At 61.1% G+C, this 16,879-nt stretch carries 16 protein-coding genes; 4 read left to right on the forward strand and 12 right to left on the reverse strand.

Features of this window, described 5'->3' with window-relative positions:
* Positions 1-25: 25 nt before the first annotated feature.
* From oppC to DKK67_RS02865, 4 genes are all read right to left on the reverse strand, one after another.
* Complete coding sequence (gene oppC / locus DKK67_RS02850; protein WP_111494210.1) at positions 26-946, reverse strand: oligopeptide ABC transporter permease OppC; 921 nt, start codon at positions 944-946, stop codon at positions 26-28.
* A 10-nt stretch (positions 947-956) separates the two neighbouring features.
* Positions 957-1,877 carry an oligopeptide ABC transporter permease OppB gene (gene oppB / locus DKK67_RS02855; protein ID WP_111494212.1) on the reverse strand — a complete coding sequence of 307 codons (921 nt, stop codon included), beginning with the start codon at positions 1,875-1,877 and terminating at the stop codon, positions 957-959.
* A gap of 144 nt (positions 1,878-2,021) precedes the next feature.
* Complete coding sequence (locus tag DKK67_RS02860; protein WP_228160494.1) at positions 2,022-3,656, reverse strand: peptide ABC transporter substrate-binding protein; 1,635 nt, start codon at positions 3,654-3,656, stop codon at positions 2,022-2,024.
* Between the two features lie 404 nt (positions 3,657-4,060).
* Positions 4,061-5,509: an MFS transporter gene (locus tag DKK67_RS02865; protein WP_111494214.1), complete on the reverse strand. Its 1,449-nt coding sequence runs from the start codon at positions 5,507-5,509 to the stop codon at positions 4,061-4,063.
* A gap of 143 nt (positions 5,510-5,652) precedes the next feature.
* Between DKK67_RS02865 and DKK67_RS02870 the strand changes: the two genes are divergently transcribed.
* Positions 5,653-6,591, forward strand: a complete 939-nt coding sequence (locus tag DKK67_RS02870) for a LysR family transcriptional regulator (RefSeq protein WP_111494216.1) — start codon at positions 5,653-5,655, stop codon at positions 6,589-6,591.
* Between the two features lie 272 nt (positions 6,592-6,863).
* Here DKK67_RS02870 and DKK67_RS02875 read toward each other — a convergent pair whose 3' ends face one another.
* The gene (locus DKK67_RS02875; protein ID WP_111494218.1) at positions 6,864-7,820 is read right to left on the reverse strand and encodes an alpha/beta fold hydrolase; all 957 of its coding nucleotides are present in this window, start codon (positions 7,818-7,820) and stop codon (positions 6,864-6,866) included.
* 92 nt (positions 7,821-7,912) lie between these two features.
* Here DKK67_RS02875 and DKK67_RS02880 point away from each other — a divergent pair, with 92 nt between their 5' ends.
* Both DKK67_RS02880 and bla read left to right on the forward strand, forming a co-directional pair.
* Complete coding sequence (locus DKK67_RS02880) at positions 7,913-8,485, forward strand: CGNR zinc finger domain-containing protein (protein WP_111494220.1); 573 nt, start codon at positions 7,913-7,915, stop codon at positions 8,483-8,485.
* Between the two features lie 67 nt (positions 8,486-8,552).
* Positions 8,553-9,449, forward strand: coding sequence for a class A beta-lactamase (bla, locus tag DKK67_RS02885; RefSeq protein WP_111494222.1), 897 nt, complete (start codon positions 8,553-8,555; stop codon positions 9,447-9,449).
* On the opposite strand, the gene DKK67_RS02890 is transcribed toward bla, so the two are convergent.
* The 7 genes from DKK67_RS02890 to DKK67_RS02920 all read right to left on the reverse strand — a co-directional run bounded on the left by DKK67_RS02890 (position 9,434) and on the right by DKK67_RS02920 (position 15,556).
* Entirely contained in the window at positions 9,434-9,943 is a 510-nt protein-coding gene (locus tag DKK67_RS02890) for a flavin reductase family protein (protein WP_111494224.1), read from the reverse strand. The genes bla and DKK67_RS02890 overlap by 16 nt on opposite strands.
* Before the next feature lie 141 nt (positions 9,944-10,084).
* Positions 10,085-11,119 (reverse strand): methionine synthase, encoded by a 1,035-nt coding sequence (locus tag DKK67_RS02895; protein WP_111494226.1) that lies wholly within the window; start codon positions 11,117-11,119, stop codon positions 10,085-10,087.
* A 28-nt stretch (positions 11,120-11,147) separates the two neighbouring features.
* Positions 11,148-12,125 (reverse strand): DUF1852 domain-containing protein, encoded by a 978-nt coding sequence (locus DKK67_RS02900; protein ID WP_111494228.1) that lies wholly within the window; start codon positions 12,123-12,125, stop codon positions 11,148-11,150.
* Between the two features lie 551 nt (positions 12,126-12,676).
* Positions 12,677-13,033, reverse strand: coding sequence for a hypothetical protein (locus tag DKK67_RS02905; RefSeq protein WP_111494230.1), 357 nt, complete (start codon positions 13,031-13,033; stop codon positions 12,677-12,679).
* 6 nt (positions 13,034-13,039) lie between these two features.
* Complete coding sequence (locus DKK67_RS02910) at positions 13,040-13,435, reverse strand: tautomerase family protein (protein ID WP_111494232.1); 396 nt, start codon at positions 13,433-13,435, stop codon at positions 13,040-13,042.
* Positions 13,436-13,517: 82 nt separating this feature from the next.
* Positions 13,518-14,684, reverse strand: coding sequence for a YbfB/YjiJ family MFS transporter (locus DKK67_RS02915; protein ID WP_228160495.1), 1,167 nt, complete (start codon positions 14,682-14,684; stop codon positions 13,518-13,520).
* Positions 14,681-15,556, reverse strand: coding sequence for a LysR family transcriptional regulator (locus DKK67_RS02920; protein WP_111494234.1), 876 nt, complete (start codon positions 15,554-15,556; stop codon positions 14,681-14,683). Before DKK67_RS02920 ends, DKK67_RS02915 begins: the two co-directional genes overlap by 4 nt.
* Before the next feature lie 90 nt (positions 15,557-15,646).
* On the opposite strand from DKK67_RS02920, the gene DKK67_RS02925 reads away from it, so the two are divergent.
* A complete protein-coding gene (locus DKK67_RS02925; RefSeq protein ID WP_111494236.1) occupies positions 15,647-16,711 on the forward strand; it encodes an NAD(P)H-dependent flavin oxidoreductase in 1,065 nt (354 codons plus the stop codon).
* Positions 16,712-16,879: the final 168 nt, after the last annotated feature.

The following is a 16,879-nucleotide window of genomic DNA, read 5'->3' on the forward strand; positions in this document are numbered from 1 at the left end:
GGCCGACCGGCCACGTCGCAAAGGATTACCGGTCTTTCGGATCCAGGGCGTCGCGCAGGCCATCGCCGAGAAAGTTGAAACAGAACAGCGTCGTCACCAGGAAGCCCGCCGGGAACAGCAGTTGCCAGATCGCCACATCCATGGTCTTGGAGCCTTCGTTGAGCAACGCGCCCCAGCTGGTCATGGGCTCCTGCACGCCGAGGCCGAGATAGCTCAGGAACGACTCGAACAGAATCATGCTGGGCACCAGCAGGGTGGCGTAGACCACCACGATGCCGAGGACGTTGGGCACGATGTGGCGCACGATGATCATCCGGGAACGGACGCCACTGACGTGGGCCGCCTCGATGAATTCCTTGCTCTTCAGGCTCAGGGTCTGGCCCCGGACGATCCGGGCCATGTCGAGCCAGGACACCGCGCCGATGGCGATGAAGATCAGCAGGATATTGCGCCCGAAAAAGGTCACCAGCAGGATCACGAAGAACATGAACGGGAACGAGTTGAGGATCTCCAGGGTGCGCATCATCACCGCGTCGACGCGACCGCCCAGGTAGCCCGCCGTGGCGCCGTAAAGCGTGCCGATCACGATGGCCACCAGGGCCCCGAGAACCCCCACCATCAGCGAGATCTGCCCGCCTACCAGGGTGCGGATGAAGAGGTCCCGGCCCAGGCTGTCGGTGCCGAAGTAATGCCCGTTGTCCAGCGCCGGGGGCATCTGCATGTTGTTCCAGTCGATGTCGGCGTAGGCATAGTCGGTCAGCAAGTGTCCCAGCAGGCAGAGCGCCGCCAGGGCGCAGAGGATGATCAGGCTGGCGATGGCGGCCCGGTTGCGCATGAAGCGGCGGCGGGCGTCCTGCCAGAGACTGCGGCCCTTGATGTCCTCCGCCGCGTGCAGCTGCTCGGCGAACCGGCCGACCGCCCGGCTGTTTTGATGGTTAGGATGCATAGGCGAACACTCAGTAGCGGATCTTGGGGTCGATGTAGGCGTAGAGGATGTCGACAATGGCGTTGAAGGCGATGGTCAGCGCCCCGATCAGCACCGTGATGCCCAGCACCATGGAGTAGTCGCGGTTGAGCGAGCCATTGACGAACAGCTGGCCAATGCCGGGCAGGCCGAAGATGGTTTCGATCACCACGGAGCCGGTGATGATGCCCACGAACGCGGGACCCAGGTAGGAAATGACGGGCAGCAGCGCCGGGCGCAGCGCATGGCGCCAGACGATGTAACGGGCCGGCAGCCCTTTGGCGCGCGCGGTGCGGATAAAGTTGGAGTGCATCACCTCGATCAGGCTGCCCCGCATGATGCGGGCGATCGAGGACACATAATGCGCCGCCATGGCCAGCACCGGCAGGACCAGGAACATCCACTGGCCGCCCTGCCATCCCCCGGCCGGCAGCCACTGGTAGTGCACCGCAAAGATCAGGATCAGCAGGGGCGCCAGCACGAAGCTTGGGATGACCACGCCCGTCATCGCCAGGGACATCACGCCATAGTCCATCCAGGTATTCTGGCGCAGGGCAGCGATCGTGCCGAACAGCACGCCCAGGAACAGGGCCGTCAGAAACGCCCAGAGACCGATCTCCGCCGAGACGGGGAACCCCTGTCCGACCAGCTCATTGACGGTGAAATCCTTGTACTTGAACGACGGCCCTAGGTCGCCCTGGAGCAGGTCGCCGAGGTAACTGAAATACTGGACGTAGAGCGGTTGATCCAGTCCGTACTTGGCCTCGATGTTGGCCATGATCTCCGGCGGGATATTCCGTTCTCCGGAGAACGGGCTGCCGGGCGCGGCGTGCATTAGCACGAATGAGACCGTGATCAGAATCAGCAGGGTCGGGATCGACTCGAGCAGGCGCTTGAAAACAAAACGTATCATCGATGGCCACCTCAAAGACCGGCCGGCTCACGCGAGGTGAGACCCGACCGGCCCTCTTGTCGTCATGGAAGACAATCAACTTCACGGAATACAACGAAACCCCGGCCGGATGCGGACCCGACCGGGCACAACGCGCGGAGGCGCCTAGTGTTTCGTGATGTACATATTCTTGAAGTAGAAGATGTCTTCCGGGTTGGCTTCGGGATAGCCGCCCACGTAGGGCTTCACCAGACGGGTGGTGGAATACTGGAAGATTGGCGCCACCGGCATGTCCCGGCTGAGCATGGCGTCGGCCCGGGCGTAGAGATTGTTGCGCTTGCCCTCGTCGACGATGGTCTTGGATCGCGCCATCAACTGGTCGTATTCGGGATTGTGATACTGCGGGTAGTTGTTGCCGTTGGCGGTGGTCAGCAGGTCAAGCATCGTCGAGGCTTCGTTGTAGTCGCCGACCCAGCCGGCGCGGGCCACATCGAAGTCGCCGGCGCGCTCGGTGGCCAGGTAGGTTTTCCACTCCTGGTTGATCAGGTCGACGTTCACGCCCAGCACCTGCTTCCACATGGCGGCAATCGCAATGGCGATCTTCTTGTGGTTGTCCGAGGTGTTGTACAGCAGTTCCACGTCGAGTGGGTGGTCGGGGCCGTAGCCGGCGGCTTTCATCAGCGCCCGGGCTTTCTCGTTGCGCTCGCCCTGGCTGAGCTTGGCCCACTCCGGTTCCTGCGGCGTGAAGCCGGCGGTGATGTCGGGCACGAACGAGTAGGCGGGGATTTCGCCCTGGCCGGTGATCTTGTCGGTGATCACTTCCCGGTTGATCGCGTAGCTCAACGCCTTGCGCAGGCGCACGTCGTCAAACGGCGCCTTCTGGTTGTTGAACGAGTAGTAATAGGTGCCCACCTGACCGGTGGTGTGGATCTGCTCGGGAATGTCCTTCTTGAGCTGGCGGTAGTGTTCGATGGCCAGTGGCGTACTGCCTCCGGTGAGATCGACTTCGCCGGCCTTGTAGCGGGACAGCTCCGCATTCTCCGAGGCGACCGGCAGGATGGTGACCTTGTCCAGCACCGTATCCTCGTTATCCCAGTAGGCGGTGTTGCGCTTGAGCACGATGCGCTCGTTGACCACCCAATCGGTCAGTCGGTAGGCGCCGTTGGACACCATATGATCCGGTCGGGTCCAGCCGTCGCCGTACTGTTCGACCACCTTGCGGGGCGCGGGCATCATCGTGGTGTGGCCCAGCATGCGGATGAAGTACGGGATGGGCTGATCCAGCTCGACCTTGAGCGTGTGGTCATCGACGGCCGTCACGCCCAACTCGCTGGGTGGCTTGTCGCCTTTGACGATGGCCGCCGCGTTTTTCATGGTGGACATCTCGATGTACCAGGAATAGGGCGATGCGGTTTCCGGGTCCACCGCACGCTGCCAGCCATATACGAAATCGCCGGCGGTCACCGGGTCCCCGTTGGACCACTGGGCATCGCGCAGGTGGAACGTGAACACCGTGTTGTCGTCGTTCACGTCCCAGCTCTTGGCCACGCCCGGCAGAATGTTGCCTTCGTCGTCCTGAATCACCAGGCCTTCAAACAATTGCCGCGCGACCCGGGAGCCCGGCACCCCCTCGATTTTCTGGGGATCCAGCGTGGCCGGCTCGGACTGGTTGTTGAACACCACGTCCTGCTCGGCCGCCAGGGCGGTGCCTTCCGGCACGTTGGCCGCTGAGACGGCGCCGCTGAAACCCGCGCCCAGGAGAATGGCCATGGCCAGGCCGTATCGGTTCAATCGCATCATATGCCCTCGCATCCTTTCCTTTGCTTATTGTCCTTCGTGCTAAGACGAAGTGTCGTATGACAGATCCGATCTGTCAGGGGAGAGACCCGGATGGAAATCATCTAAATCAACTCATCCCGGGCCCCGGTAATGCCGCAGCGAGAACGCAGGTTTTATGCCAATAGGTCGGCAGGGTGTTGATCTGAGTGTGGTTTGTCTGTCGTAAGGGCGCCGGCCGACGATGTGTCCGCTATCGGCGCCGGGCGGCTCGCCCCGTTCGTATCCACCCGCCACGCTTGCCGGCTTTTCAGGAAAGGGCGAGCGCCCCGTAACGAAACATCAGTCCTCGTGACCGGATGGGAGTGGCCCGTTTTTGGGCGCCCGGCAGGCCCCGGACTCCGTTCCGGGGTGGTGTTCGAAAGCGCTCAGGCCCGCTCCTGCGATGCCAGGCTGACACGCAGGCGCCCGGCGCTGAGCAGTATGGCCAGCATCGACGCCGCGACCGCAAACCAGAGGCCCAGATGCACCGCCTGGACCGGCATTAATGAGTGGTGGGAGGTCGGGGTGTCGGCGTCGGACAGGTGAGCCGCCAGGGACAGGGTGACACCGATGATCGCCGCGCCAAGGCTCTGCCCGAACGTTCGCGCGATCGCCAGCACGCCCGACGCGTAGCTGCTGTGTTCGCGTGAGGCGTTGCCCATGATCTCGCGGTTGTTGGGGCTCTGGAACAGCCCGAAACCGAGACCGCAGATCAGGCTGCGCAGCGCGATATCCCAGGTTGCCGGTGCATCCGGCAGGAACGCCAGCAGGATCAGGCCGACCGCAAACACCGCCAGCCCCAGGGTGGAAATCAGGGCCGGAGCGACCCTGTCGGCCAGGCGGCCGGCGTAGGGCGCCGCCAGGATGATGCCGATCGGCCAGGGCGTAAACAGCAGTGCCGACACGAACGCGCTGTACCCGTAAACGCTTTCGTACAGAAACGGCAAGGCAATGAAGGTCAGCCCCTGCGCGACAAAGGCGCTCATGGACGTGGCCGCCGCGAGGGAGAAGCGGCGATTGGCGAATATCTCCAGCGGAAGCAGCGGTTCGGGGGCCCGTTGCTGTCGCCGGACAAAGGCCCAGCCGCCGGTCAGCGCGACCAGACCGTAGAGCAGGGCAAAGGACGCGCTGCCCGCATCGCCCTGTTTCGAAAAGGTGTTGGCGCACATGATCATCGCACCCAGCATTACCGCTGAAAGCACGGCGCCGGATTTATCGAAGGCCGCTGCGGTGCGCCGTTCCGGCGTTGGCAGGCAGCGTATCGCCAGAACCACCGCCAGCACGCCCAGCGGCAGGTTGATGGCAAACAGCCAGGGCCAGCCCAGCACGGACAGCAGCGAGCCGCTCATGACCGGCGCAACACCGGTGCAGGTGGCAATCAGCACAGCGTTGATGCCCAGCACCCGTCCCAGCAACCGGTTGGGGAAGATGTGTCGCAGCAGGGCCGGGGCGATGCTCAGTGTCGCCGCGCCCCCGATTCCCTGGATCACCCGCATGCAGACCAGCATCGGCAGTGACGTCGATAACGCACAACCGGCGGACGCCAGCGTGAACACGATCAGCCCGCCGGCAAACTGGGTGCGGAAACCAATGCGCGTGGCCAGCGCCGAGAAAATGGCCAGCGACATGGCCACCGCCAGCAGGTAGCCATTGGCCACCCAGACCGCATTCGATGCCGACACTCCCAGGTTGGCGGCGATTCCCGGCAGGGCGATGTTGATCATCGAGCCGTCGAGCACGTTCATGGTGGTGGTGATCATGACCGCCAGCATGGCCGGCAAGCGGGCTTTCCCAGGCAATCCGTCATCGCCGGGCTGTTGCGAGAATAACGCCATCGATAACCTCCTGATTCGCAATGCGTGAAGGATAAAGCGCTAGAATGGATGGCGGAAGACGCACCGTTTGCACTTTATGGTTGCGGCAAACGCCTTATCTGAGTGAAAGCGTACCGGCGCGTCATTGGGGAATCGGAGAAGCCATGAACCAGCCGGATATGAACCTGTTGACCGCGCTCGATGTGCTGCTGGCGGAGCAGAGTGTTGCCGGGGCCGCGCGTCGCCTGGACCTGAGCACGTCCGCCATGAGCCGGACCCTGGCCCGTCTGCGCCAGGTGACCGGCGACCCCCTGCTGGTCCGGGCCGGACGCCGGATGGTGCTGACCCCTTACGCCGAGTCCATCCGCGAGCGCACGCGCGACACGGTTTTCGACGCCCTGGGTATTCTCCAGCCCGACACCCGCGTCCTGGATCCGGCCACCCTGCAACGCACCTTCACCCTGCGCGCCAACGACGGCTTCGTTGACGTCTTCGCCGCCAGCCTGATTGCCCGCGTCGCCGCGCTCGCGCCCAACGTGCGGCTGTGCTTTGTGCCCAAACCGGAAAAAAGCGCCGACGCGCTCCGGGACGGGCGGGTCGATCTGGACATCGGCGTCGTCGGCAACATGGGGCCGGAAATCCGCGTCAAGGCACTGTTCCGCGACCGGTTTGTCGGTGTGGTGAGAAAGGGCCACCCGCTGGCTCGGGGGCAGGGCGTTACGGTGGCGCAGTACGTGCAATGGGGCCACATCGTGGCGTCCCGCTCCGGTCGTCCGGCGGGGCCGGTGGATGAGGTGCTGCATGGGCTGGGCCTGGAGCGCCACGTCGCCGCGACGGTGCCGAGCTTTCCCGCCGCGCTCTCCGTCGCTCGCGCTTCGGACCTGATCGCCCTGGTGCCGGCGTCGTTCCTGATCCGCGAACGCGACGACGATGCCACCGCCGCCCTGTGGGTGTTTGAGTTGCCGGTCAAAACCGACGGGATCACCATTTCCCAGATGTGGCATCCGCGACAGCAGATGGACGCCGCCCACCGCTGGCTGAGAGGCCAGGTGGAAGACGTGTGCCGGAATGAGGTGATGGAGGGCGGTCTCAAAGACGGCTGAGACGGAACGCGGCTAGGCCAGTTCTTCGTACAACTGCCGGATCGAGGCCGCCGGCCTGATGGAAATAGTCCCCCAGACCCTTGTCGTTCAGGTACTCGTAATCTTCCATCCTAAAACGGCTATGACGCCCCTGCGCTGGACCGTCCGGAGGGGTTCATGAGTGTCCATAAAATAGATCGGTTCTGCTGTTTGCACACGAAGGCGAGCAGGGGCATCCGGTGTGGCCGGCGTCGATGTTTCGCTGGCCGTCGACCACACCGTCTGCCAGCCCGTCAGGCTTTCAGGTGTTTATCCAGGAATGCCCGAATCGCCGGGATGATCACATCACCATGGGTTTCCAGGGCGAAATGCCCGGTGTCGTAAAAGCGAATGTCGGCCTCCGGTATATCCCGCTTCCACGCCTCGGCACCGGGTGGCAGGAAGAACGGGTCGTGTTCCCCCCAGACCGCGAGCAAGGGCGGTTGGTGTTCCCGGAAGTAGGCCTGAAATTCCGGGTACTTCGCCACATTGGTTGCGTAATCCAGCAGCAAGTCGAGTTGAATGTCCGCCATGCCGGGGCGCGAAATATGCGCGCCTTCCAGCGTGTAGGCGTCCGGCGCCACGGCGCTGGTATCGCTGACTCCTTCCTCGTACTGCCATCGGATGGACGCCGGCGTCGGGAAGTCGCTGAGGGCTTCACGGTTCTCCGGCGTCGGGTTGTTCCAGTACGCCCGGATGGGGTCCCACCCTTCTGAAAGGCCTTCTTCATAGGCATTGCCGTTCTGCGAAACGATCGCCGTCACCTTGGACGGGTGGGCCAGGGCCAAACGCCATCCCACCGGCGCGCCGTAGTCATGAACCGCAATGGCGTAACGGTCGAGCTTTAGCTGGTCAGTAAACTGATCGATCGTCTTTGTAAGACCGGCGAAGGTGTATTCGTACAGGCCGCGTTCCGGCGCCTCCGTGTAGCCAAAGGCCGGCAAATCCGGGGCAACCACGTGATAGCTGTCGGCGAGGGCTTCGATCACATCGCGCCACATGTACGACGAGGCCGCGAACCCGTGCAACAGCAGAATCGTCGGTGCTGCCGGGTCTCCGGCTTCCCGGTAGAACACGTTGACATCGCCTACGCTCGCGTAGCGGTAGTGGGTCTGCGCTGTTGCCCGTGAGTGGGCATCGTCAGCCTGTTTGCGCCCGGTTGGCAGGGCTTCGGCGGAACGGGTGGACGTCGTCAGGTCGTCGTGGGTCATGAGCGCTCTCCTTGGTAACCGTTAATGAGTGTTTTTGCAGGTTATGAGGTTTCAGGGTAACCTGTCAAATATCAAATTAAAGGTTACTGGGTATGTCATCAGGAATTACGCCGCCGTTTGTCGCAAGCAACCTCGCTCTCGATTTCATCAACACGCAGTTCGGCGTAGGGGCCGAGCGGCGTGATTGCCTGGATGACGACGGCAGTGTCGTCGAGTGGTTACGGCAGGCCCATGCGTTAACCGACGAACTGGAAAGCCCGCCTGAGGGGCTGGTGCAACTCGCCCGGGCATTGCGTGACAACATGAAGGCGTTGATTGCTTCCGCCAAAGACGGTCAAGTGGCGGATCCCGGCACGGTCAACCGGGTGCTGGAACGGGGGCGCCCCATCGAGAGGATCGAATGGGAACCAACGGACGCCGTGTTTGAGAGAAAGGAGTACCCGCGCGACCAGCAGAGCGAAAGCCTGTTGCAACCTGTGGCGCGGGCTCTGGTCGAGTTACTGACGGAGGAAGACCTGCAGCTTGTGAAGGAGTGCGAAGCCTCCGACTGCGTCCTGCTGTTCCACGATCAAACCAAATCGCACCGTCGTCGCTGGTGCAGCATGGCCACCTGCGGCAACCGGATGAAGGCCGCCGCGCATCGGGCCAGAAAACACGCCAGGTAGCGCGTTCGACGGCTGCCGGAAGCCGTACACCTGGACAACCTGTATCCGCATCAATAAGGACTCATCGATGCATTCCCGCACTTCCATTCTGACTCGTACCGCGTTGGGGCTTGCCCTCGGGCTGTGCATGACGACCGCCGCTGTAGCAAAGACCTCTCTGGAACGCCTTTCCGATACCGTCGAGAAGGTTGAAAACCAACTCGACGCCCGGGTTGGCCTCTCGCTTGTGGACACGGGCTCGGATTTTTCCTGGTCACACCGCGCGGACGAGCGTTTCCTGATGAACAGCACGATCAAAGTGCTGATTTGCGGAGCCGTACTGGCGCGGGTGGATGAGGGCGCGATGTCACTTGCGGACCCGCTGCCGGTTCGCCAGGACGACATCCTGTCTTACGCGCCGGTCACCAAGGAGCAGGTGGGGCAGGACATGACCCTCGGCGAGCTGTGCTACGCCGCGCTGGACATGAGCGACAACACCGCCGCCAACCTGCTGCTCGAACACCTGGGCGGCCCGGCGTCGGTCACCCGGTTCCTGCGCCGCATCGGTGATTCGGTATCCCGCTCAGACCGCTACGAGCCTGCGCTGAACACCGGTGCACCGGGCGACCCCCAGGATACGACCCGGCCCGTTGCCATGTCCGACACCCTGAGCAAGCTGTTGCTGGGGGAGGCCTTGACCGCCGACTCCCGCGACCAACTGGTGGCGTGGATGAGTCACGGCGGCGTGACCGGTGCGCTGCTTCGCGACGACGCACCCGCAAGCTGGCACATCGCCGACAAGTCCGGCAGCGGCGACACCACCCGCAACATCGTGGCGCTGATCACCCCGGACGACGGCGCCCCGCGCATCGTCACCCTCTACATCTCGGATGCCGACGCCGACTTCAAGACCCGCAATGCCGCCCTGAAAGAACTGGGGGCCGCGGTGATCGGGGTGATCGAAAGTCATCAACCGGCGCCATGAGCGGCGAGGTCGCGATACTGCCCTTTGAAATACAGCAAGGGCTGCGTAGCGGCCGTTTCCTGCCGGTTCAACGCTTTCACTTCACCAATCACGATCAGGTGATCGCCGACCGCGTGTTCGGCGTGAATCTGGCAGTCGAGCCAGTGCAGGCTGCCGCCGATGATCGGATTACGCAGCGGCGATGCCTGCCATTCGACGCCGAGCCACTTGTCCGCGCCTTGCCGGGCGAACTGATTGGAAAGCCGGGCCTGTTCATCGGACAGGATATTGACGGCGAATCGACCCGCCCGGCGAATTTTGGGGTAGCTGTACGAACTCGACATCACGCTGAACGATACCAGCGGCGGGTTGGTCGACACGCTGTAGAACGACTGGCACGTGAAGCCAATCGGCTCGTCATCAACGAGTGAGGTGATCACCGTGACGCCGGACGCGAAGTGCCCGAGCGCCTCGCGGAAGCGCAGTGGATCGATAGCCGAATGAGGAGGTGACATAGTGGTTCCAGAAAATCAGTGATTCCAGAAAGTCGGTGATTCCAGGCAATCGTGTACCGCTCGGACGTCTTATCAGGTTCCGAGTGTTTTGCGGGCTTGAAAAGCCCAGCGGTCCTGGCCGTTGGCTGGCGTCAGCCTTGTTCAGCCCGGCTGGGTGAGCTCTTTCCGGACGATGGCGGCACCCGCACTCAAGGCGCTCAACTTGCCTCTCGCGAGCTGGCGGGGCAAGGGCGCCATACCGCAGTTGGTGCAGGGATAGAGCTTGTCGGCATCGACAAACTGGAGCGCTCGTCGCAGCGTATCGGCGACGTCCTCCGGTGTCTCAATGGCATGGGTGGCGACATCGATCGCCCCCACCATCACTTTCTTGCCGCGAATGAGCTCGATCAGATCCATCGGCACATGCGAGTTGTGGCATTCCAGTGAGACGATATCGATGGCGGAAGCCTGCAGCTTGGGGAAGGTCTCTTCATATTGCCGCCACTCCGCGCCCAGCGTCTTTTTCCAATCCGTATTGGCCTTGATGCCATAGCCGTAGCAAATATGGACGGCGGTTTCGCACTTGAGCCCTTCAATGGCTCTTTCCAGCGTGGCCACGCCCCAGTCGTTGACCTCGTCGAAGAAGACATTGAACGCGGGCTCGTCAAACTGAATGATGTCCACGCCGGCCGCTTCCAGCTCTTTGGCTTCCTGGTTGAGGATTCCGGCGAATTCCCAGGCCAGTTTTTCACGGCTTTTGTAATGGGCATCGTACAGCGTATCGATCATCGTCATCGGGCCTGGCAGGGCCCATTTGATGGGCTGCCGGGTTTGCTGGCGCAAGAAACGGGCATCGTCCACGAAAACCGGCTTCTGGCGGCTGACCGCGCCAACGACCGTCGGCACGCTCGCGTCATAGCGATCACGGATCTTAACGGTTTCGCGCTTCTCGAAATCAACGCCGTCGAGGTGCTCGATAAACGTGGTGACAAAGTGCTGCCGCGTCTGCTCGCCATCGCTGACAATATCGATGCCCGCCAACTGCTGTTCGAGCAGGGACACACGCAAGGCATCCTGTTTGCCCTCCGTCAAAGCCTCACCTTGCAGCTTCCAGGGGGACCAGAGTTTCTCGGGCTCTGCCAGCCAGGCGGGTTTGGGTAAGCTGCCCGCCGTCGAAGTCGGTAGTAATGTTTTCATAGTCAATACGGTCGCCTGCTGTGGTTCGTTAAAGAGCGTCATGGGCCGCCCACCGCTCAAGGACATCCCGGTAGGGTTCGATAAGGTATTCTTCAGTGAACTGGCCCTGCTTGACCGCGAGCTGACTGCGCTCCTCTCGATCATAGCTGATCCGTGTCCACGAATAGTCGGAGTGCTTCAGGCTCGGCGTAAAGCATTTGCCCGCCTCGGAGTTGGCGTTGTAAATCTCGGGCCGATAGATTCTCTGGAACGTCTCCATGGTGCTGATCGTGCTAATCAGCTCCAGATTCGTGTAATCGTTAAGCAGATCGCCAAAGAAGAAAAAGGCCAAAGGCGCCACGCTGTTCGGCGGCATGAAATAGCGGACATTCAGCCCCATTTTCCGGAAGTAGCGCTCGGTCAGCGACGATTCGTTCGGCCGGTACTCAAAGCCCAGGACAGGGTGCTGGTTGTCCGTGCGGAAATAGGTCTTGTTCTCCGACACGCTGATGCATATGACGGGCGGCTTGGAGAAGTTTTCTGTGTAAGCACTGGAGTTCACGAAGTGCTTGAAAAGCTTGCCATGCAAATCGCCAAAATTAGCTGGAACGCTGAACTCTGGCTGATCCTTGTTGTGGTTCCGCAGTGCGATGCTGAAATCGTAATCCCGCACATAGGATGAAAAGTTATTCCCGACAATGCCTTCAATGTGCTGGTTGGTTGTGCGATCAAACACCGTCGTTTGCAGTATCTCGATCGTCGGGAAGGTATCGCCATTGCCTTCAATGTCCAGGTCGACGGACACGATGTCATGCCGCACGGAATAACGGCCACCGTTTGGGTTGTCCCAGTGCGCGAGGGCATTAAACCGGTTGTCGATCATCGTCAACGTGTCGCGCAGGTTCTCCTGGCGCCTGTCTCCCCGGGCGAGGTTGGCAAAATTGGTGGTGATGCGCGTGCTGTCCGATGGGCGATAGTGCTCATCGAAACCAATACGCTTGATGGCGAACGTGAACTCGTGACTCATGGCGACCCGGTATCCTGATTCCTGAGATATAACCTGAACTCTTTTCCTGTCTTGCGGTGTTCCGCGTTTCCCGCTCAGTAGCCTTCGTGATGTCGGCTATTGAGAACAGTGGCTATCTTATGTCGGGCTACCGATGAGTAAAAATGAATTAACTTCAGTTATCCATTAGATCTGATCATGGACTGTTCGAGCGCGACGTCCTTTGCGGCTTGCCGCGCTTTGGGGCCGTTTAGGTCCTGGAGCGATGGAAACCATCGACATCATGCTGCCGGTGGGGAGTGGAGGGTGGGGTTGTGACGCGGCCCGGGTGAGGAAGACTGTGGCGGCGTCTCGTCACTGCGCGATACCGGCAGGGATCGAGGCCGCGTAGATCAAGATTGCATGTCGCACGCTAAATCGAATGAGATCTTTACCTGATTCGAGCCAACAAAAACGATGACCTTAACCCCGTGGCCCTTAAGTAGCTCAAGATTGTTTGGCTGGACGTTTTCGAGATCAATCAGTACGCAGTTGGTTTTCAATAATATTTCCTCGCGGCCTTGCTCTTCGCCTTAATGGGTTAAATTGTCGAACACAGTAGCTGCGGTGGCGTAGATAAAGAAAGTTGCGACCACGATCGCTCCGATTTCCTGTATGTGGACGAACCGTTTCGGCACTCGCTCAGAGGGTGAAGTCTTCTGGAAGGTCTTAAGAGCGCAAAAGTAGGCAATAAATAGATAAAGTAGCGCTGCGAATACACCACCGCCCATCGTGAAGAATAAATACTCGGGTTCTTTCGACGATCTGGCGACGTAGAGTTTGTAGACTTCAACCCCCGCACAGAGCCAAAACAGCCCCACCAAAGCTTGTGCCAGAATCGTGAGCGGGCGTTCAACCTGCTTGAGGCGAACAACGCTATTGCGCAACATTTGTATTCACGCCTGGAGTTCTCCAGTCAGGAACTGCGCACGCCCTTGCCCGAAAGACCAGTCGGCGTCGGTGTTCTCGACAACGGAGACAATGAGGTCATCAGGAGAAACGCCACAGCTTGCTTCCAGTTTTTGGGCCAACAGCTTATAGAACCTGATCTTCTGGGGTTGAGGGCGAGGTCGGGAAACGACGCTTAGCAACACGACAGCGTTTGTTCTCCTATAGCCCAGCCCAGTGTCTTCGAGAATGAGTTCGCCGGGGCGGTGCTGAGTAACGGACTGATAGCGATCACTCGAAGGCACCTCGAATGCCTGGACCATCGATTCGTGGGCAGCGTCCAGGAGTTGGCGCACTTCTTCTTCACTGCGCCCTTCGATGAGGTCGAACTTGAGTAGTGGCATGTACGTGTCTCCTTGTGTGCAGGTGAGTGTCTGGTGCCCGGGACGCGTTCGCTGGTAGATGAAATCGATCTTGCAGGACCGTTTATAGACGAAGACTTATGAGCGTTGCGATGACCAGGGCAACGGCGGCGGACAGCAAGGCGCTGGCGAAGGTGTGGCTCAGCGCATACAGACTGTCCGCCAGGAGCGGCCCGATGATCTGACCGAGGCCGTAAGCCAGTGTCATCGTCGCCAGCAGGTTGGCGCCGGACTGACGCGCCGCACGTTGCGCTGCAGGCATGGCGATGGTCACTGTGCCCATGAACGTGCCGCCAACTAACAGGGCGCTCAGGAGATAGCCGGCCCCCGAGTCCAAAACAACAGGCAGGGCGACACCACATGCCTGGACGATAAGGTTAAGGCGCAGGGTATGACGGGTTCCCAGCCGTTCGTGAGCGCGATGCCAGAGATAGCAGGACGGTGCCGCGCCCAGTCCGAATACGGCCCAGACGTGAGCCGGGTCCAGATCGGGGAATGCGGTTTTGACCAGTGTCGGGAGATAGGTGGCGGTGACGATATAGCCCAGGCCGGCGAGACCATAAATCAGGACGAGCGGCCAGGCTGCAACGACGGTTGTATCGGTGTTCGAAGGCGTCGTTTCACGTAAGCCCTGGCGTGTGTTGTTACCACGATCGCCTGTCAGGAAGGCCGGCGCAGCCGCCAGGCCCATGATCAGTGCCGCGAAGCCCAGTATCAGCCACATACCGGCGCTGGCCAGGCCGAACGATTCTGCCACTACCAGCAACTCCGCCGACAAGGCAATTCCGACGCCCACACCAGCATAGAGCAGCGGAGCACCCCATGAATGACCTCGGTGCTCAAGCAGCCACAGAGAGGCAGCGACCATGGACAGTGCACTGAACAGGCCAGCCACGCCACGTACCGCGACAATTGCTCCGGTCGAAGTCAGCAGCGCGAGCACTGCCAGGCAGAGGGCGGTGCCCAGGGTCGACAGTTGGCAAAACCAGTGGGCTTTGTGGGCACGAAGGCGAACGGCGAGCAGGGCGCCCAGCAGATAGCCAGCGTAATTGGCGGAGGCTGCCAAACTGCCACCGCGCAGGCTGAGTACCCCTTCGTCCACCATGTGTGGGTAAATCGCCGTAAAGGCAAAGCGGCCGAAGCCCATGCCAATGGTCAGAACCATGGACGCCTGGATGGCAGATTTCCAGTCGGAACGTTGGGCCGATTGCACGGTGGACGATGTGTTCACGGACGCACACCGTCCAGTTGCTGCATCAGATGCTGAAAAGCGGGAACGTTATAGCCCTCTCGCCAGACAAGCAGGGTGTCGGCATGGCCTGCTGGCAGCGTTTTGCAGTCGGACGGCGTACTTGTCAGCTTCAGCACACTCTCGGGTAGTAGCGCCACGCTAGCCCCTGCTGCAACGCAAGCCGTTATCGCATGATAGGAGGCCATTTCCTGGACTTTCCAGGACGTCGAACCGGCCATTCCGAGCAGATGCTCGGCTATGCTGCGGTAGGTGCAGCCTTGGGGAAAGGCGGCCAGTGAGCGCGTCTGAATGTCGGCGACCTGATCGCAACTGGATTCATGAGCGGGCAGCAGTAGTCGAAGATCTTCACACCACAGGGTTAGGGATGTCAGTCCCAGGTCGTCCAGCGCCGAAGCGTTCTCAAAGGATTGCGGAAGCGCGATAAAGGCGCAATCAAGCTGGCCGGCACGCACCTTCTCAAGCAGCGGGCGCGATGGACCGGTGGTCAGTTCCAGGCGTGTCTCCGGGAAACCGGCGTGGTAGCCGGCCAGCACCGAAGGCAACCGGCTCGCCGCCGTGCTCTCCATGCTGCCGATGCGCAGGGTACCGCCGTTCACGCCTCCAGAGACGACATGCCGGGCCTCATCTTCAAGGGCCATCATGCGTTTCGCATAGCCGAGAAAATCCTCGCCCGCGGCGGACAGCGACAATCGCTTTCCGATCCGCACGAACAGATCCGCGCCTAAATCCGCTTCCAGTTGCTGGATACGAGTGGTCACGTTGGACGGGGCCCGCCCCAGCCGGTTGGCGGCATGGGTGATGCTCAACTCGCTAGCCACAGTGCAGAAGATTCGGAGTGATTCGGAATCCATGCTTTTCCTCTTGAGAGAATCTTTTCTGTCAAATATTCTGTTTTAGGAAATATATCATCTAGTTTGTTCTCAAATCCAGAAGGAAAAGCCATGAACGTCGATCAGGAACTTGTCGCCAGACTCGGCATCCGCCTTCCGATTGTCCAGGCGCCGATGGCCGGGGTGTCAACGCCTCAGCTTGCCGCGGCCGTCTCCAACGCGGGCGGCCTGGGATCGATTGGGATCGGTGCCGTTTCAGCCGACCAGGGGCGTCAACAAATCGAAGTGACACGTGCTTTGACGGACCGCCCCTTCAACGTCAACGTGTTTTGCCACGCCCCCGCCCAACGCGACCCGGAACGCGAAGCCGCCTGGCTGGAGCATCTGGTTCCGCTGTTCGCAGAGGCCGACGCTGAACCCCCTGCGGCGCTCAGTGAGATCTACACGTCCTTCCTGGAAGACGAAGACGTATTCGACATGCTGCTTGAGCAGCGCCCACCGGTGGTCAGTTTTCACTTCGGATTGCCATCGCCCGAACGGGTCCAGGCCCTGGGGCAGGCTGGCATCTACACGATGGCGACCGCGACCCATTTGTACGAAGCCGATCTCATTGAGAAGGCCGGCATCGATGCCATAGTGGCGCAGGGGATAGAGGCTGGCGGACATCGTGGCATATTTGATCCGGACGCCAACGATGAGGGGCTGGCCACGTCCGTACTCGTCCGGATGCTGGTAAAAAGGGCCCGGCGGCCCGTGATCGCCGCAGGCGGGATCATGGATGGGCAGGGCATTCGATCCGTGCTCGACCTGGGCGCGTCTGCCGCGCAGTTGGGCACGGCGTTTATTATGTGCCCGGAGTCTTCCGCCAACGAGCACTATCGTCAGAATCTCAAGAGCACCCGGGCTGCGACAACCCGGCTGACCCGAGTGCTTTCCGGCCGTCCGGCCCGGGGCCTCGTCAACCGGTTGGTGCGATACGGCGAGGCGGCTGGCAGCCCGGAGCCGCCCGCCTACCCCGTTGCCTATGACGCGGCCAAACAATTGGCGGCCGCTGCAGCCAAGCTGGGTAATACCGAGTTTGCTGCGCAATGGGCGGGGCAGGGCGCTCCACTAGCCCGCGCACGGCCGGCCGCAGAGCTTGTTGAAACGCTGGCTCTCGAGCTGGTGGGGAACTGAGCCGTCGCATAGTTCCACGGTATCTTGAGTTGTGCTGGCGCCGCGAGCGATGAACACGCGGAGAGTGGGCCGTTTCTGTGTTTTTTTGATATTCACTGTATCAATGGTGAGGCATGCCGATTATCCATTAGACAGATTTTTATGGCATGGCAATGCTAAATGGGACCT

The sequence above is a fragment of the Marinobacter bohaiensis genome (assembly GCF_003258515.1).
GTDB lineage: Bacteria > Pseudomonadota > Gammaproteobacteria > Pseudomonadales > Oleiphilaceae > Marinobacter_A > Marinobacter_A bohaiensis.

Bases quoted from the DNA above. Each gene is read 5' to 3' on its own strand.
- oppC (WP_111494210.1), bottom strand. From the start codon at position 946: ATGCATCCTAACCATCAAAACAGCCGGGCGGTCGGCCGGTTCGCCGAG.
- oppB (WP_111494212.1), bottom strand. From the start codon at position 1,877: ATGATACGTTTTGTTTTCAAGCGCCTGCTCGAGTCGATCCCGACCCTG.
- DKK67_RS02860 (WP_228160494.1), bottom strand. From the start codon at position 3,656: ATGATGCGATTGAACCGATACGGCCTGGCCATGGCCATTCTCCTGGGC.
- DKK67_RS02865 (WP_111494214.1), bottom strand. From the start codon at position 5,509: ATGGCGTTATTCTCGCAACAGCCCGGCGATGACGGATTGCCTGGGAAA.
- DKK67_RS02870 (WP_111494216.1), top strand. From the start codon at position 5,653: ATGAACCAGCCGGATATGAACCTGTTGACCGCGCTCGATGTGCTGCTG.
- DKK67_RS02875 (WP_111494218.1), bottom strand. From the start codon at position 7,820: ATGACCCACGACGACCTGACGACGTCCACCCGTTCCGCCGAAGCCCTG.
- DKK67_RS02880 (WP_111494220.1), top strand. From the start codon at position 7,913: ATGTCATCAGGAATTACGCCGCCGTTTGTCGCAAGCAACCTCGCTCTC.
- bla (WP_111494222.1), top strand. From the start codon at position 8,553: ATGCATTCCCGCACTTCCATTCTGACTCGTACCGCGTTGGGGCTTGCC.
- DKK67_RS02890 (WP_111494224.1), bottom strand. From the start codon at position 9,943: ATGTCACCTCCTCATTCGGCTATCGATCCACTGCGCTTCCGCGAGGCG.
- DKK67_RS02895 (WP_111494226.1), bottom strand. From the start codon at position 11,119: ATGAAAACATTACTACCGACTTCGACGGCGGGCAGCTTACCCAAACCC.
- DKK67_RS02900 (WP_111494228.1), bottom strand. From the start codon at position 12,125: ATGAGTCACGAGTTCACGTTCGCCATCAAGCGTATTGGTTTCGATGAG.
- DKK67_RS02905 (WP_111494230.1), bottom strand. From the start codon at position 13,033: ATGTTGCGCAATAGCGTTGTTCGCCTCAAGCAGGTTGAACGCCCGCTC.
- DKK67_RS02910 (WP_111494232.1), bottom strand. From the start codon at position 13,435: ATGCCACTACTCAAGTTCGACCTCATCGAAGGGCGCAGTGAAGAAGAA.
- DKK67_RS02920 (WP_111494234.1), bottom strand. From the start codon at position 15,556: ATGGATTCCGAATCACTCCGAATCTTCTGCACTGTGGCTAGCGAGTTG.
- DKK67_RS02925 (WP_111494236.1), top strand. From the start codon at position 15,647: ATGAACGTCGATCAGGAACTTGTCGCCAGACTCGGCATCCGCCTTCCG.